14 protein-coding genes and 1 riboswitch are annotated in these 15,134 nt (G+C 67.0%); of the genes, 11 read left to right on the forward strand and 3 right to left on the reverse strand.

Features of this window, described 5'->3' with window-relative positions; genetic code table 11:
- The 4 genes from AC3WG5_RS15725 to msrA form a co-directional block, all read left to right on the forward strand.
- A partial coding sequence (locus AC3WG5_RS15725) for an MFS transporter (protein WP_492569477.1) occupies positions 1 to 1,103 on the forward strand: 1,103 nt, incomplete at its 5' end.
- 178 nt (positions 1,104 to 1,281) lie between these two features.
- A complete protein-coding gene (msrB, locus tag AC3WG5_RS15730; protein ID WP_492569478.1) occupies positions 1,282 to 1,839 on the forward strand; it encodes a peptide-methionine (R)-S-oxide reductase MsrB in 558 nt (185 codons plus the stop codon).
- Between the two features lie 16 nt (positions 1,840 to 1,855).
- Positions 1,856 to 3,607, forward strand: coding sequence for a cytochrome c biogenesis protein DipZ (locus AC3WG5_RS15735; RefSeq protein ID WP_492569479.1), 1,752 nt, complete (start codon positions 1,856 to 1,858; stop codon positions 3,605 to 3,607).
- Between the two features lie 214 nt (positions 3,608 to 3,821).
- Positions 3,822 to 4,466 (forward strand): peptide-methionine (S)-S-oxide reductase MsrA, encoded by a 645-nt coding sequence (msrA, locus tag AC3WG5_RS15740; protein WP_492569480.1) that lies wholly within the window; start codon positions 3,822 to 3,824, stop codon positions 4,464 to 4,466.
- Between the two features lie 75 nt (positions 4,467 to 4,541).
- Here msrA and AC3WG5_RS15745 read toward each other — a convergent pair whose 3' ends face one another.
- From AC3WG5_RS15745 to cobA, 3 genes are all read right to left on the reverse strand, one after another.
- Entirely contained in the window at positions 4,542 to 5,942 is a 1,401-nt protein-coding gene (locus tag AC3WG5_RS15745; protein WP_008953033.1) for an L-serine ammonia-lyase, read from the reverse strand.
- 230 nt (positions 5,943 to 6,172) lie between these two features.
- On the reverse strand, positions 6,173 to 7,429 hold the full coding sequence (gene glyA / locus AC3WG5_RS15750; protein WP_492569483.1) for a serine hydroxymethyltransferase: 1,257 nt from the start codon (positions 7,427 to 7,429) through the stop codon (positions 6,173 to 6,175).
- Between the two features lie 254 nt (positions 7,430 to 7,683).
- Positions 7,684 to 7,772, reverse strand: a riboswitch (glycine riboswitch).
- A 263-nt stretch (positions 7,773 to 8,035) separates the two neighbouring features.
- The gene (gene cobA / locus AC3WG5_RS15755; RefSeq protein ID WP_492569485.1) at positions 8,036 to 8,875 is read right to left on the reverse strand and encodes a uroporphyrinogen-III C-methyltransferase; all 840 of its coding nucleotides are present in this window, start codon (positions 8,873 to 8,875) and stop codon (positions 8,036 to 8,038) included.
- Between the two features lie 153 nt (positions 8,876 to 9,028).
- Between cobA and AC3WG5_RS15760 the strand changes: the two genes are divergently transcribed.
- From AC3WG5_RS15760 to AC3WG5_RS15790, 7 genes are all read left to right on the forward strand, one after another.
- On the forward strand, positions 9,029 to 9,454 hold the full coding sequence (locus AC3WG5_RS15760) for a c-type cytochrome (protein WP_008953030.1): 426 nt from the start codon (positions 9,029 to 9,031) through the stop codon (positions 9,452 to 9,454).
- A 45-nt stretch (positions 9,455 to 9,499) separates the two neighbouring features.
- Positions 9,500 to 10,945, forward strand: coding sequence for a cbb3-type cytochrome c oxidase subunit I (locus AC3WG5_RS15765; protein ID WP_482582713.1), 1,446 nt, complete (start codon positions 9,500 to 9,502; stop codon positions 10,943 to 10,945).
- Positions 10,946 to 11,058: 113 nt separating this feature from the next.
- Positions 11,059 to 11,649: a cytochrome c oxidase subunit 3 family protein gene (locus tag AC3WG5_RS15770; protein WP_008953028.1), complete on the forward strand. Its 591-nt coding sequence runs from the start codon at positions 11,059 to 11,061 to the stop codon at positions 11,647 to 11,649.
- Between the two features lie 157 nt (positions 11,650 to 11,806).
- Complete coding sequence (locus AC3WG5_RS15775) at positions 11,807 to 12,067, forward strand: cytochrome C oxidase subunit IV family protein (protein ID WP_014086629.1); 261 nt, start codon at positions 11,807 to 11,809, stop codon at positions 12,065 to 12,067.
- A 9-nt stretch (positions 12,068 to 12,076) separates the two neighbouring features.
- Positions 12,077 to 12,883, forward strand: coding sequence for a CbbQ/NirQ/NorQ/GpvN family protein (locus tag AC3WG5_RS15780; RefSeq protein WP_492569489.1), 807 nt, complete (start codon positions 12,077 to 12,079; stop codon positions 12,881 to 12,883).
- Between the two features lies 1 nt (position 12,884).
- Positions 12,885 to 13,280, forward strand: coding sequence for a hypothetical protein (locus AC3WG5_RS15785; protein WP_482582708.1), 396 nt, complete (start codon positions 12,885 to 12,887; stop codon positions 13,278 to 13,280).
- 2 nt (positions 13,281 to 13,282) lie between these two features.
- Positions 13,283 to 15,118, forward strand: coding sequence for a nitric oxide reductase activation protein NorD (locus AC3WG5_RS15790; RefSeq protein ID WP_014086631.1), 1,836 nt, complete (start codon positions 13,283 to 13,285; stop codon positions 15,116 to 15,118).
- Positions 15,119 to 15,134: the final 16 nt, after the last annotated feature.

Here is a 15,134-nt window from a genome sequence, read left to right on the forward strand (position 1 = left end):
GGTGGGCGGGCGACAAGTTCGGCCGCAAACCGCTGTTCATGCTCGACATCGGATTGTTCGTGATCGCGTCGGTCATGCAGTTTTTCACAAACTCGCCTCTGGAACTGTTCGTGGTGCGGTTGCTGATGGGCGTCGCAATCGGCGCAGAATACTCCGTCGGTTGGCCGATGCTGTCGGAATTCTCCCCAGCCCGGCACCGTGGACGGCTCATGGGTCTGACCCTCATTGCTTGGTACGCCGGTTTTATGTTCGCCTTCGTCGTGGGCTATCTGCTGAACCAGCATACGGACCTCGGCTGGCGAAACATTCTCGGCACGAGCACGTTCATCGCGGTGGCGTTGTTCCTCGGCCGACTTGGCATGCCCGAATCGCCGCGCTGGCTGTGGAGCAAGGGCCGTACGGAGCAGGCGCGCTCCGTGGCGCGTCGGTATATGGGAAGTGCCTCCGACTTGGCCGACATTGAGAAGGAGGTGGCCCACTCGGGCGGAGGCTTCCGGAAGCTGTTCTCCCGTCAGTATTGGCGGTCCACGCTGTTCGTGTCGCTGTTCTTTTTCTGTGTCGTCACGCCGTACTTCGCGATCGCCACGTTCGCCGACAGCGTGTTGCAGAAATTCGGTCTCGGCGGCGGTCTGGCCGGTGGCGTCGGGCTGTCTGCGGTGGCGTTGGCCGGCAGTGTGGCCACGGTCCTGTTGATCGACAAGGCGGGCCGTCGCGTGCTCACGGTGCCGCCGCAGTGGATCATCACCGTGCTTCTCGTGATTCTCGGCTTGTGGACAGATGCGCCGGGGATGGCCGTGCTGGGCCTGTTCCTCGCGTTTTCGTTCTTTAACGCAGGCTGCGGTACGCTGACCTGTATCTACCCGGGCGAAGTATTCCCGACCGAGATACGCGGGGTCGGGACGGGCTTTGCCGCCGCCTTCAGCCGGATCGGGGCCGGCCTCGGTACGTTCCTGATGCCCTGGGCCATGAGCAATCTCGGCCCCTCGGTGACCATTCTGATCGCTGCCGGCATCGCCGCTGTCGGTGCCGGCGTGTCGCAATGGCTGGCCCCCGAAACCAAGGGCAAGAGCCTCAGCGAAACGGCCTCGGGGTTTTCGCACTAGCATCAGCAGGAGTTGTCGGCAAAGCGTGGTTCGGGGCAGCGGGAAACTTTCCGGAAGGACGGAATGTCCTTTCGACATGTGCGTGTCCTCTCGGAACACCTTTTATCGTTTGGTCCGCCGGTCGGAGTGTAAGGAATAGCCTCCCGGCGCGACTAAAAGGGGAAGGGAGGTCCTGATCATGAAACGTCGACAATTTCTGCGCTGCCTGAGCGGGGGGAGCGTTGCGCTGCTCGCGATGCATCGCGCAGCCCGCGCCGCCACCTCCGCGCTCGCTCCCCGGATGGTGACGGTGATCAAGTTCTCGGATGCGGGAACGCCGCTCGGCCCAGTTACCCTGCCGCTGGTGCAGAAGGACGCCGAATGGCGGCGCGTGCTGTCGCCCCTGGCGTATGCCGTGACGCGCCGGCAAGGCACCGAGCCCCCGTTTTCCATTCCCGGCTACGACCGGCACGATGCCGGACTCTACCGTTGTGTCTGCTGCGGCAACGCCCTGTTCAGTTCCCGGACCAAGTATGACTCGCACACCGGCTGGCCGAGTTTCTGGCAGCCGATTGCCGCGCAGAACATCGCCACGCACAGCGACGTGACGCTCGGCATGGTACGCACCGAGGTGCTCTGTGCCCTGTGCGAGGCGCACCTGGGTCACGTGTTCGACGATGGCCCGCCGCCGACCGGGCTGCGCTACTGCATGAATACCGTGGCGCTGCGTTTCGTTCCGCTGGCCAAGGCATCCTGAAAGCGGAGGTGGTGCGATGTTATTGCTGATGCTTTCCTACCTTGGCGGTGTGCTGACCATCTTCAGCCCGTGTGTGCTGCCGGTGATCCCGTTCGTGTTCGCCCGTGCCGACCAGCCGTTCCGGCGCGCCGGCCTGCCGATCCTGCTCGGCATGGCGCTCACCTTCGCCGGCGTGGCCACGCTCGCCGCGGTCGGCGGCAGCTGGGTGGTGGCGGCCAATCAATACGGTCGTATCGCGGCACTGGTGCTGATGGCGCTACTGGGGCTGACCCTGCTGCTGCCGGCGCTGGCCGAGCGCGTGATGCGGCCGCTGGTACGGCTGGGCGGACAATTGCAGCAGCAGGCCGAGCACCAGGGCAGCGTCAAGGGTGCGCTGTTGCTGGGCGTCGCAATCGGCTTTCTGTGGGCGCCGTGCGCCGGGCCGATCCTGGGGCTGGTGCTGGCCGGCGCCGCGCTGAACGGTGCCAACGCGCACACGGCGCTGCTGCTGTTGGCCTTTGCCGCCGGTGCCGGCACCTCGCTGGCCGGGGCGCTGTTCGCCGGCAGCCGTCTCTTCCGGCTGATGAAGCGCGGCCTGGGAGCCGAGGAGTGGATCCGGCGCGGGCTCGGCGTCGCGGTACTGGCCGGGGTGACGGCGATCGCGCTCGGGCTGGACACCCAATATCTCGCAAAAATCTCCTACGCCAGCACCGCCCGCACCGAGCAGGCGCTGATCAACACGCTGTCGGCTCGCGCCACGCCGCCCGTCGCGCCTGCGCCGAACGCGGGCGTGATGCCGGTGGCGGGCACCCTCAAACTGGCGGACGAAGGGCCGGCGCCGGCGCTCACCGGGGCCACGCGCTGGCTCAATTCGCCGCCGCTGAGCCTGGCCTCGTTGCGTGGCAAGGTGGTGCTGGTGGATTTCTGGACCTACTCCTGCATCAACTGCCTGCGCACCTTGCCCTATCTGAAGTCGTGGTGGGACCGATATCAGGGCCAGGGGCTGGTGATCATCGGCGTGCACGCCCCGGAGTTCGCCTTCGAACGCGACGAGGGCAATGTGCGCAAAGCCATCCGCGACCTCGGCATCCCTTACCCGGTGGCGATGGACAACGATTTCTCCATCTGGAACGCCTACCACAACCAGTACTGGCCGGCGCACTACCTGATCGATGCCCAGGGCCGGGTACGCGACCACACCTTCGGCGAGGGCGACTACGCCCACACCGCAGCGGCGATCCGCCAGTTGCTGGCGGAGGCCCACTCCAAGGTGTCCGGCCCGATGGCCCGGGTGCTGCCGTTGCCCGCCCAGGGCGTGATGGCGGCCGGTGGTGGCGACGTCAATGTCTCGCCGGAAACCTATATCGGCAGTGAACGCGCCGAGCATTTCGCTTCGCCCGAGCGCTTCCGGCCGGATCGTGTCGCCCTGTATTCGGTGCCGCCTGCTCCAGTGCTCAACCAATGGGGGCTCGCTGGCCGCTGGAAGGTGGGGGGCGAATCGGCCACGTTGGCGCGCCCGCAGGGGGCCATCGTCTATCGCTTCCGCGGCCGCGACCTGCATCTGGTGCTGGGTAATCCGCCTGGCTCGCCGGTGCGCTTCCGCGTCACGCTCGATGGTGCGGCACCGGGAGCCGACCACGGTGCCGACGTCGGTGCTGACGGCAGCGGTACAGTCGACGGCAACCGGCTGTACCAGCTGGTGCGTCAGCAGGCAGGTGCACGGGAACGCACCTTCCAGATCGAGTTTCTCGACGCCGGGGTGCAGGCGTTCGCGTTTACCTTCGGCTAAACGGCGCTGACAAAACCGGTGCCACGTTCCTGGCCGGGCGGGCGCTGGCAGAAAACGCGACTTGGCCGACGTTTTTGCGACGCTACGGTACACGTCGTGCGGCAAAAGCTTGCTGGGTGAACCTAAGGATTCGCACGCGGGCAACGACGCCAGCAGGGTTTTGCCGGCGGCGCCCGGCGTCACGTTCCCATCCCACTTGCTGAGGAGGAAGACCATGATTCGCATCCGTACCCTGTTGTTGGTGCTGTCGGTCGGCAGCGGCCTGCTGGCGCCGGCTCGTGCCCAGACCGTGCCAGCCTTTGCCGGCGTGCCTCTCCCCGTGCACGGCAGCCAGGTCGCCGTGCTCGCCGGTGGCTGCTTCTGGGGTGTCGACGCGGTGTTCAAGCACGTCAAGGGCGTCACCAGCGTGGTCTCGGGCTACTCGGGCGGCAGCGCCGCCAGCGCCCAGTACGAGACCGTCAGCAGCGGGACCACCGGCCACGCCGAATCGGTGAAGATCACCTACGACTCCGCCAAGGTATCGTACGGCCAGCTGTTGCAGGTGTTCTTCGCGGTGGCGCACGATCCGACCGAGCTGAACCGACAGGGGCCGGACCACGGCACGCAGTACCGCTCGGCGATCTTCTATGCCGACGCCGGCCAGAAACAGGTGGCGCAGGCCTATATCGCGCAGCTGGACAAGGCGCGCGTGTTCGGCCAACCCATCGTCACCCAGGTGGTGCCGCTCAAGGCGTTCTATCCGGCCGAGGGTTACCACCAGAACTTCCTGGCGCTGCACCCGGACAACCCTTACATCGTGATCAACGATCTGCCCAAGCTCGACGCCCTGCGCCGCGCGTTTCCGGCGCTGTATCGCTGAGGCGGGCCAGACAAAAAAAGACCCCCCGGCGAGCGGGGGAAGGGACGTCAGAGGAAGGGTGCCGAGGGCACGCGGTCAGCATTCCACGATGTTGACCGGCACCTCGACAATGTTCACGGCCAGGCCGCCGCGGGCGGTTTCCTTGTACTTGGTGCTCATGTCGCGACCGGTGTCGCGCATGGTCTTGATGACGCGGTCGAGCGAGACGAAGTGCTGGCCGTCGCCGCGCAGCGCCATGCGCACCGCGTTGATGGCCTTGACCGAGGCCATGGCGTTGCGTTCGATGCAGGGCACCTGCACCAGGCCGCCCACCGGGTCGCAGGTGAGGCCGAGATTGTGTTCCATGCCGATCTCGGCGGCGTTTTCCACCTGCTCCGGGGTGCCACCCATCACTTCGGCCAACCCGCCCGCTGCCATCGAACAGGCCGAGCCGACTTCGCCCTGGCAGCCGACTTCCGCCCCCGAGATCGAGGCGTTGAGCTTGAACAGGATGCCGATGGCGCCGGCCGTCAACAGGAAGCGCACCACGCCGTCTTCATTGGCGCCGGGCACGAAGCGGGAATAGTAGTGCAGCACCGCCGGCACGATGCCGGCCGCGCCGTTGGTCGGCGCGGTCACCACGCGGCCGCCGCCGGCGTTCTCTTCGTTTACCGCCAGCGCGTAGAGGTTGACCCAGTCGATCACCGTGAGCGGGTCGCGCAGGCTGGCCTCGGGCGCCGCCAGCAGCTTGCGGTGCATATCGGCGGCGCGGCGCTTGACTTTCATGCCGCCGGGCAGGATGCCTTCGTGGGCGCAGCCGCGTTTCACGCACGCCTGCATCACGTGCCAGATGTTGAGCAGGCCGGCGCGCACTTCTTCCTCGCTACGCCAGGCCAGTTCGTTCTCCAGCATGATCTGGCTGATCGGCTTGTTGTGCTCCTTGCACAGCGCCAGCAGCTCGGCGGCGTTGTTGAAGGGATGGCGCAGCTCGGTGGCGCCGGGCGGCACGAAGCCGGCCTCCACCGCCGCCTCGTCCACCACGAAGCCACCACCTACCGAGTAGTAGGCGCGCTTGTCGAGCACGTTGCCGGCGTCGTCGCGGGCCTCGAAGGTCATGCCGTTGGGGTGGAAGGGCAGCGACTTGCGCTTGTGCAGCACCAGGTGCTCCGGCTCGGTGAACACCACTTCGTGCTGGCCGAGCAGCGACAGCCGTTTGTTGCTGCGGATTGCTGCCACCATGGCCGGCACCGCGTCGGTGTCGACTTCGTCCGGTAGTTCGCCCTGCAGGCCGAGCAGTACCGCCACGTCCGAGCCGTGGCCCTTGCCGGTGGCGCCGAGTGAGCCGAACAGCTCGCTGCGCACGCTGGCCACTCTTTCCAGCAGGCCGTCCTTCTCCAGCCGGGCGACGAACTGGCGCGCGGCACGCATCGGCCCCACGGTGTGCGAACTGGACGGGCCGATACCGATCTTGAACAGGTCAAAGACGCTGATTGCCATGGTTGCTTCTCTTGCTACGGCACCCCGCTAGGCGGGGGCCTGATGAATTCGGGAGACAACCCCCGGCCGTTTCCGGCCGGGGTAAAACTTGATCAAGGGTCACGATCCTGCCACGTTTCCGAGAGGGCTGTTGGCATTGTCCTCATCGCAGGATGGGAAATCCATCGATGATGGGTTCCTCTGAATTGCCCCCATCCTGCGGCGTGCGCGACCGATCGTGAGGCGGGTTCTTAGCCGCGGTACACCGGGAAAGCTGCGCACAGCTCGGCCACCTGGTGCTTGACGCGCTCGATCACCGCCGGGTTCTCGATGTCGTCGAGGATGTCGCAGATCCAGCCGGCCACGCGCTCCACTTCGGCTTCCTTGAAGCCGCGCGTGGTGACGGCCGGGGTGCCGATGCGGATGCCGCTGGTGACGAACGGGCTTTGCGGGTCGTTCGGCACGGCGTTCTTGTTCACCGTGATGTGCGCCGCGCCCAGTGCCGCGTCAGCCGCCTTGCCGGTCAGCCCCTGGCTGATCAGCGACAGCAGGAACAGGTGGTCGTCCGTCTTGTTGGACACCACGCTGTAACCGCGGTTCTGGAACACCGTGACCATGGCGCGGGCGTTGGCGATGACCTGTTGCTGGTAGGCCTTGAATTCCGGCTGCTGCGCCTCGAGGAAGGCCACCGCCTTGGCGGCGATGACGTGCATCAGCGGGCCGCCCTGGATGCCGGGGAACACCAGCGAGTTGAACTTCTTCTCCAGCTCCGGGTTGCTCTTGCACAGGATCAGGCCGCCGCGCGGGCCGCGCAGGGTCTTGTGGGTGGTGGTGGTGACGACGTCGGCGAACGGCACCGGGTTCGGGTAGAGCCCGGCGGCGACCAGGCCGGCGACGTGCGCCATGTCGACGAACAGGTAGGCACCGACGCTGTCGGCGATTTCGCGGAAGCGGGCGAAGTCGAGCACCAGGGAGTAGGCGGAGAAGCCGGCCACGATCATCTTCGGCTTGTGTTCTTCGGCCAACCTTTGCACTTCGTCGTAGTCGATCTCGCCGGTGTCCGGGTTGAGGCCGTACTGTACCGCGTTGTAGATCTTGCCGGAGAAGTTGACCTTGGCGCCGTGGGTGAGATGGCCGCCGTGCGCCAGGCTCATGCCCAGCACGGTGTCGTGCGGTTCCAAGAGCGCCATGTAGACGGCGGCGTTGGCCTGCGAGCCGGAGTGCGGCTGCACGTTGGCGTAGTCGGCGCCGAACAGCTGCTTGGCGCGGTCGATGGCGAGCTGCTCGACCACGTCGACGTGCTCGCAGCCGCCGTAGTAGCGCTTGCCGGGGTAGCCTTCGGCATATTTGTTGGTGAGTTGCGAGCCCTGCGCCTGCATCACGCGCGGGCTGGTGTAGTTTTCGGAGGCGATCAGCTCGATGTGATCTTCCTGGCGCTGGCGCTCGGCCTCCAGCGCGTTCCACAGGGCGTCGTCGAAGCCGGCAATCTGCATATCCTGGGTAAACATGTGCTGTCCTTGTTGTTGCAGGGCCGGCGGCCAATGGCGGCCGCCGCGTGCCCGGTCGTTGGTGTCGACCTGTGGCCCGCACGGGCGAGGGAAGGGGTAAAGGGCGGGTGCAACGGCACGGACGCGGGTCCCCATCCGACACAGGTCAGATGACGCCCCCTCTGTCCTTTTGCCTGAGAGATTACGGCGGGGTGACGGGCACCCGGCCATGCTTCCTTCGGCGAGGCCTCACGGGCCTACTCTCCAGAGAGCCGAACGACATTGCGGTTCTTTTGCCTGAGAGTTTCTGGGGCGATACCCCTTCGGCGCCACCGCTCAAGGTGGTCTCTCCCGCAATGTTTGACGCGGCTGGTGCCGAATCTAGAGATGCCGCCGCAGCCTGTCAACGTGATTCGTCACGCGCCGGCGGCGGCACGGACGCGGCGCAGCGGGCAGGGTGTCGGCGGTGCCCGCCGACGCGGGGAGCCGGCGGGGAGAATAGTCGCTTTGGTGACGAAACTGGTCGGCTGTTGAGCTGCCGAGCCGCTACCGCCGGGCCGATGCGCGCCGGCCCTGCTCGGGGCCGGTGTCGGGTCGATGCAACACTTCCGGTGCGTGCCGGCAGGCTCATGCCGGCGCGGCTGCCACGGGGGCTGAGGCGGCGCTCAGCGTCGGGTAGAGCCGCACCACCTCGCCGATGATCAGCAAGGCTGGCGGACGCACGCCGGCCGCCGCGATGCGTGCCGGCAGGGTGGCCAGGTCGGCGCTGACGATGCGCTGCTGCGGCGTGGTGGCGCGCTCGATCACGGCGGCGGGGGTGGTGCCGGGGCGGCCGTGGCGCATCAGCTCGGCACAGATGCGCGCCGCTTCGGCCAGGCCCATGTAGATCACCAGGGTTTCCTCGGCGCCGGTGTGGCGCGTCCACTCGAGTTCGTCTTCGCCGTCGCGGCGGTGGCCGGTGACGAAGCTCACGCCTTGGGCGTGGTCGCGGTGGGTGAGCGGGATCAGCCCGCGCGCCGCGGCACCGCAGGCGGCGGTGATGCCGGGGATCACTTCGCACGGAATGCCGGCCTCGGCCAGCGCCTGGACCTCTTCGCCGCCGCGGCCGAACAGGAACGGGTCGCCGCCCTTGAGGCGCGCCACGCGCCGGCCCTGGCGTGCCTGGCGGATCAGCAGGGCGTTGATCTCGCCCTGCGGCAAGGTGTGGCGGCTGGCTTCCTTGCCGACGTCAATGCGCCAGGCCGAGGGCGACGCCAGTGCCAGCACGGCGGGGTCGACCAGGTGGTCGTACAGCACCACCTCGGCTCGTTGCAACCGGGCCAGTCCCTTGACCGTGATGAGCTCCGGATCACCCGGTCCGGCGCCGATCAGACAGACCGTGCCGGGGGGAAAGTCGTCGTTGGCGGAGGCGGTCTGAGCGGCGCTGGCGGCCGCTGCCGAGAGGGGGGGAGAGGCGGGGTGGTTCATGCGGACTCCTGCAGCAAGGCGATGACAATGGCGCAAGTGTAGGAATGGCGCGGCCGGGAAATCGTTGATTCGCATCAATGTCGTAAACATGTATCGCCCATACAGTTTACCCCAGGCACCGGGTGTTTCCGGTGATATGTGATAGGAGGCCGTATGAGCGCCAGCTTCACCAAGTCGACCGCCCGCAATATTTTCTATGGTGGGGCGGTGTTTTTCTTTCTGTTGTTTCTTGCATTGACGTTCGATACCACCCAGGCGCTGCCCAAGCGCGACAACCGCGTCAACCTGACCGAGCAGGTCGCGCGCGGCAAGAACATCTGGGAGACGCGCAACTGTATCGGCTGCCACACCCTGTTGGGTGAGGGCGCCTACTTTGCGCCGGAACTGGGCAACGTCTACCAGCGCCGCGGACCGGAGTTCATCAAGGCCTGGATCAAGGGTCAGCCGACCGGCGCCCCGGGTCGTCGCCAGATGCCGCAGTTCCATCTGACCGACGGCGAACTGGACGACCTGGTCGCCTTCCTCAAGTACAGCTCCGAGATCAATACCAACAACTGGCCGCCCAACATCGAAGGCTAAGGCTGCCGAGCGGGATGAATTCTTGTCAGATTTAGGGAGATTCGCATGAGTACCTCGACCACGGCGGTTCTCGACACCCCTCGGGGTGTGGAGGAACACGCCGCCACCCGGCTGAAATACCGCTCGCAGGCGGTAGCCAAGCCTTACTTCATTGCCGCCATCGGGCTGTTCTTCGGCCAGATCGTGTTCGGCCTGATCATGGGCCTGCAGTACGTGATCGGTGATTTCCTGTTCCCGGAAATTCCGTTCAACGTGGCGCGCATGGTGCACACCAACCTGTTGATCGTGTGGCTGCTGTTCGGCTTCATGGGCGCCGGTTACTACATGATTCCGGAGGAGTCGGAACGGGAGCTGCACAGTCCTAAACTCGCCATCATCACCTTCTGGGTGTTCCTGGTGGCGGGCGCCCTGACCATCGTCGGCTACCTGTCGGTACCGTACGCCACGCTGGCCCAGCTGACCCATAACGAGATCCTGCCGACCATGGGACGCGAGTTCCTGGAGCAGCCCACCATCACCAAGGTGGGGATCGTGCTGGTGGCGCTGTCCTTCCTCTACAACCTGTCGATGACCGTGCTGTCCGGCCGCAAGACCAGCGTCAGCCTGGTGATGATGCTGGGGCTGTGGGGCCTGGCGATCTTCTTCCTGTTCTCGTTCTACAACCCGACCAACCTGGTGCTGGACAAGTACTTCTGGTGGTACGTGGTGCACCTGTGGGTGGAAGGCGTGTGGGAACTGATCATGGGCGCCATGCTGGCCTTCGTGCTGATCAAGGTGACCGGCGTCGACCGCGAGGTGGTGGAGAAGTGGCTGTACGTGATCATCGCCATGACGCTGATCTCCGGCATCATCGGCACCGGTCACCACTACTACTGGATCGGTACCCCGGGGTACTGGCAGTGGTGGGGCTCGATCTTCTCGGCGATCGAACCGATTCCGTTCTTCATGATGACGCTGTTCGCCTTCAACATGGTCAACCGTCGCCGTCGCGAACATCCGAACAAGGCCGCCGTGCTGTGGGCCCTGGGGACCGGTGTGATGGCCTTCCTCGGCGCCGGGGTGTGGGGCTTCCTGCATACGCTGGCTCCGGTGAACTACCTGACGCACGGCACCCAGCTCACCGCCGCGCACGGTCACATGGCCTTCTACGGTGCCTACGCCATGGTGGTGATCACGATGATCTCCTACACCATGCCCAAGCTGCGTGGTCGCGAGGCCAACAGCCGCGGCGCCCAGAAACTGGAGATGGTGTCGTTCTGGCTGATGACCCTCGCCATGGTGGCCATCACGCTGTTCCTGACCGCCGCCGGCTACGTGCAGGTGTCGCTGCAGCGCATGGGTACCACGCCGATGCCGTTCATGGCCGCTCAGGACCATGCCGCGACCTACTACTGGCTGCGTGAAGCCAGCGGTGTGGTGTTCTTCATCGGTCTCGCGCTCTACATCATCAGCTTCTTCGTCAAGGGCAAGACCGACGAAGCCGCCCACTGAGTGTGTGTAGCTAAAGGCGGCCCGGGGGGATTCGGGTCGCCTTTTTTTATCGGAAGCCGGTTTGGCCCGCTGCGTGTGCGATGCGGGGCCGGGCCGGACCCTGGGAGGCAAATATGAACCAGAGCGTAACCCTGTCGGCTTCGGCCAACCCGCGCGAGGTGCCGGGCGATCTGGCGATGTGGTTCTTCATCCTCGCCGAGCTGCTGGTGTTCGGGGTGTTCTTTCTCGCCTACGGCTATGCCCGGGCGCACGACCCTGCCACCTTCGTCGCCGGCCAGCGCCAGCTGGCGCTGGGCGTGCCCACCGTCAATACCCTGCTGCTGATTGCCGGCAGCGCCAGCGTGTCGGCGGCGGTGCGGGCCTTCGTGCTCGATCGCCAGCGCACCGCCCGGCGTCTGCTGTGGCTGACCGTGGCGCTGGGAATGGGCTTCGTGGTGCTCAAGTGCGGCGAGTTCGCCGGCAAGTTCGCCGCCGGCATCACGCTGTCGAGCGACACCTTCTGGATGTTCTACCTGTCGCTCACCTTCTTCCACTTCCTGCACGTCATCCTCGGCATGGTGATCATCGGTGCCGTGGCCGTGTACGCCCGCGACGGGCGCTACCGGCCGGGCCAGCTCGCCGGTGTGGAGACCGCCGCCGCCTACTGGCACATGGTGGACCTGGTGTGGGTGGTGCTGTTCGCGCTGGTGTACGTGGCACGTTAGAGCCTGTCCACGATCGTGTTGCACGTCCCTGATCGGGACGCCATGGCGTAGCCCAGCCGAGGGCCACCCGCGACACATCCTGAACCGGTTCTGAGTGATTTTTATTGCTTGCCCTTGGTCAAGGTGAGGCCGGGGCCCGACGCGTAAGTTGATGACTATGAACGCTTTGAGAGATTTCCCTACCGTCTGGCGGGTGTGGCTGTGGTTGACCGCGCTGACCCTGCTGGCGGCTTTTCTTGCTGACGCTCACCTCACCCCCGGCCACCTTGCGCTGGCGGCGTTGTCGGTGGCCTGGCTCAAGGGTCTGGCCATCGTCGAGCACTACATGGCCCTGCGCCACGCCCCAGCCTGGCTGCGGCTGACCGTGCACGGCTGGCTGGCGCTGGTGAGCGCCGTGTTGATTTTTAGTTTCCTGTGAGAGAACGCCATGAACGCACCCACCGTTTCGGCCCAGCTTGATGTTCCTTTCTACCAGCCGGTCGGCTCCGAATGCGAGCTGTTCGAGGCCGCCTGGCGTCAGCAGCTGCCGGTGCTGATCAAGGGCCCCACCGGCTGCGGCAAGACCCGCTTCGTCGCCCACATGGCGGCGCGCCTCGGCCTGCCGCTGATCACCGTGTCCTGCCACGACGACCTGACCGCCGCCGATCTGGTCGGCCGCCACCTGATCGGCGACGGCGCCACCTACTGGAGCGATGGCCCGCTCACCCGCGCCGTGCGCGAGGGCGGCATCTGCTATCTCGACGAAGTGGTCGAGGCGCGCAAGGACACCACCGTGGTGCTGCACCCGCTCACCGACGACCGCCGCATCCTGCCGATCGAGCGCACCGGCGAGGTGCTGGAGGCCTCGCCCGACTTCATGCTGGTGGTGTCGTACAACCCCGGCTACCAGCACGTGCTGAAGACCCTCAAGCCGTCGACGCGGCAGCGCTTCGTGGCGATGTCCTTCGACTTCCCGCAGCCCGAGGTGGAGCACGCCGTGGTGGTGCGCGAGAGCGGCATCGACGCCGGGCGCGCCAAGCAACTGGTGACGCTGGCGGGCCAGCTGCGCCGCCTTTCCGGCTACGACCTGGACGAATCGGTCAGCACCCGCCTCCTGGTCTACGCCGCTAAGCTGATGGCCGCCGGCATGGCACCGCTCACCGCCTGCCGCACCGCGTTGGCCGAGCCGCTGACCGACGACGCCGACACCCTGGCGGCGCTCTTGGCCGTCATCGACACCCAGTTCGCCGCCTGACATGGGCGACGACGAACGGCAGGACGAACAGCACAAGGTGGTGCTGGCCCACGCGCTGTATCTCGCCAACCTGCTCTTGGCCCCCGGCATCGCCTTCCTGTTGCTGTGCTGGTGCCGCCGGCGCTGGCGCGGCCAGGCCACGCCCAGGTTGGCCGAAGCCCTGCACCAGTCCTGGGGGGCCTCCTGGCGCGCCGGCATGCTGCTGGTCCCGCTGGCGTTGAGCGGCCTGCTGCTGGACCCCTCCCGCGCCGCCGGCTGGCTGCCGCTGATCCTCTCCTTCCTCGCGCTGCACGCCGTGCTGGCGCTGATGGGGATCGCGGCGCTGGCCCGGGTGCTGGCCGACCAGCCTTTCTGCTACCCGCTGCCCGGTTTGTGGCGGCACCGTCAGGAGCATTGACGATGGAAGATATTGTCGGAGGCTGGTGGGACCGGCTGATCACCCGCGCCGCCTACCGCGGCCACCCGCAGGCGGCAGTGACGCTGGCCGGCGTGACCCGGTTGGCGCCGCCGTTTTTCCGTGCCATGGGCGGCGACCCGGCGCTGGTGCTGCGCTCCACCGTCGGCACCGAGCACGGCGCGCGCCGCTCGCTGCTCGAGCGCGTGGCCGGCATCGGCGAGAAGGTGGAACTGGCCTGGAGCGACCGCCAGGCGCTGTATCTGCCGGAGAAACTCGATCTGTTCCCGTCCGCCATGCTCAACCGCGCGCTGTACTTCTGGCTCATGGCGCTGGCCGCCGAGCCGGCGCCGCGCGGCGACTGGCTGACGCGCAACCGCTTGGCGACGCAGCGTTGCCTGGCACGCATGCCCGGGCTCGCCGCCAGCTACCACCAGCTGGTGGGCGCCTTGCTCGCCTTGCGCCCCGACCCGGCGCGGCTGTCGGCGCCCGAGGCCGCGGTGGAGCAGGCCATCCGCCAGGCGCTGCAGCACCCAGAACGCGAGGTGGCGTTGCCCGAGGTCAAGCGTCCGCCGCAGCCGGTGCCGCTGTGGCTGCACCCGGCGCCGCCGACCGGCGCCGAAAATGGCGGCGCCGCGGGGGAGTCCCCGGCCGACGACGACAGCGAGCACAAGGCGCGCGAGAGCGCGCAGAAGCGCCGCCGCTACCGCGCCCAGCGCATCGTGCCGGAGGACAAGAAGGACGGCATGCTGATGGTGTTCCGCGCCGAAAGCCTGTTCACCTGGGACGAGTACGTCAAGGTCAACCGCCACAACGACGAGGATGAAGACGAGGACAACGCCGCCGCCGCCGAGGACATGAACAAGCTCAGCATCGCCGCCGACAGCAAGACGCGCGGCAGCCGCCTCAAGTTCGACCTCGACCTGCCCTCCGCCGAGTACGACGACACCCCGCTCGGCCCCGGCCTGCTGTTGCCGGAATGGGACTGGAAACGGCAACGGCTGATCGACGACCACTGCCGCCTGCTGCCGATGCACCCGCGCGACGCCAGCCCGGCGCCGCTGCCGGATCGGCTGCTGCCGCTGGCACGGCGGCTGCGCCGCCAGTTCCAGGCGCTGGCGCCGGAACGCACGCGCAAGAGCGGCGAAACCAACGGGCCCGACATCGACCTCGACCGCGTCATCCGTTTCATGGCCGAACGCCAGAGCGGTGTGGCGCAGGGCGAGCCGGGGCTGTACCAGGCCTGGCCGCCGGGCGAGCGCAACCTGGCCTGCCTGCTGTTGGCCGACCTGTCGCTCTCCACCGAGAGCTGGGTGGGTGAGGCGGGCCGCGTGATCGACGTCATCAAGGACAGCCTGCTGCTGTTCGCCGAGGCGCTCTCCGCCAGCGGCGACGCCTTCGGCCTCTACGGCTTCTCCTCGCTCAAGCGCCACGAAGTGCGCTACCTGCTGTTGAAGGACTTCGCCGACGCCTTCGACGACGCCGCGCGCGGCCGCATCCTGGCGCTGCGTCCCGGCTACTACACGCGCATGGGTGCGGCGATCCGCCAGTCGGCGCGCATCCTCGTGCAGCAGCCGGCGCAGCGGCGCCTGCTGTTGATCGTCTCCGACGGCAAGCCCAACGACATGGACCACTACGAGGGACGCTACGGCATCGAGGATACGCGCCAGGCCATCCTCGAGGCGCGCCGCGACGGCGTGACGCCGTTCTGCGTCACCATCGACCGCGAGGCCGGCGACTACCTGCCGCACCTGTTCGGCAGCCGCGGCTACGTGGTGGTGCAGCGCGCCGAGACCCTGCCGCAGGTGCTGACCACGCTGTATGCGCAGCTGACGCGCTGAGAGCGAAAAGGTTCAC

This window comes from Pseudogulbenkiania sp. FW507-F1 (assembly GCF_058781125.1).

What these genes read in the sequence shown, in the direction of transcription:
- AC3WG5_RS15780 (WP_492569489.1), top strand. Translation starts at nt 12,077, where the DNA reads ATGAACGCACCCACCGTTTCGGCCCAGCTTGATGTTCCTTTCTACCAG.
- AC3WG5_RS15760 (WP_008953030.1), top strand. Translation starts at nt 9,029, where the DNA reads ATGAGCGCCAGCTTCACCAAGTCGACCGCCCGCAATATTTTCTATGGT.
- cobA (WP_492569485.1), bottom strand. Translation starts at nt 8,875, where the DNA reads ATGAACCACCCCGCCTCTCCCCCCCTCTCGGCAGCGGCCGCCAGCGCC.
- AC3WG5_RS15785 (WP_482582708.1), top strand. Translation starts at nt 12,885, where the DNA reads ATGGGCGACGACGAACGGCAGGACGAACAGCACAAGGTGGTGCTGGCC.
- AC3WG5_RS15735 (WP_492569479.1), top strand. Translation starts at nt 1,856, where the DNA reads ATGTTATTGCTGATGCTTTCCTACCTTGGCGGTGTGCTGACCATCTTC.
- AC3WG5_RS15770 (WP_008953028.1), top strand. Translation starts at nt 11,059, where the DNA reads ATGAACCAGAGCGTAACCCTGTCGGCTTCGGCCAACCCGCGCGAGGTG.
- AC3WG5_RS15765 (WP_482582713.1), top strand. Translation starts at nt 9,500, where the DNA reads ATGAGTACCTCGACCACGGCGGTTCTCGACACCCCTCGGGGTGTGGAG.
- glyA (WP_492569483.1), bottom strand. Translation starts at nt 7,429, where the DNA reads ATGTTTACCCAGGATATGCAGATTGCCGGCTTCGACGACGCCCTGTGG.
- msrB (WP_492569478.1), top strand. Translation starts at nt 1,282, where the DNA reads ATGAAACGTCGACAATTTCTGCGCTGCCTGAGCGGGGGGAGCGTTGCG.
- msrA (WP_492569480.1), top strand. Translation starts at nt 3,822, where the DNA reads ATGATTCGCATCCGTACCCTGTTGTTGGTGCTGTCGGTCGGCAGCGGC.
- AC3WG5_RS15790 (WP_014086631.1), top strand. Translation starts at nt 13,283, where the DNA reads ATGGAAGATATTGTCGGAGGCTGGTGGGACCGGCTGATCACCCGCGCC.
- AC3WG5_RS15745 (WP_008953033.1), bottom strand. Translation starts at nt 5,942, where the DNA reads ATGGCAATCAGCGTCTTTGACCTGTTCAAGATCGGTATCGGCCCGTCC.
- AC3WG5_RS15775 (WP_014086629.1), top strand. Translation starts at nt 11,807, where the DNA reads ATGAACGCTTTGAGAGATTTCCCTACCGTCTGGCGGGTGTGGCTGTGG.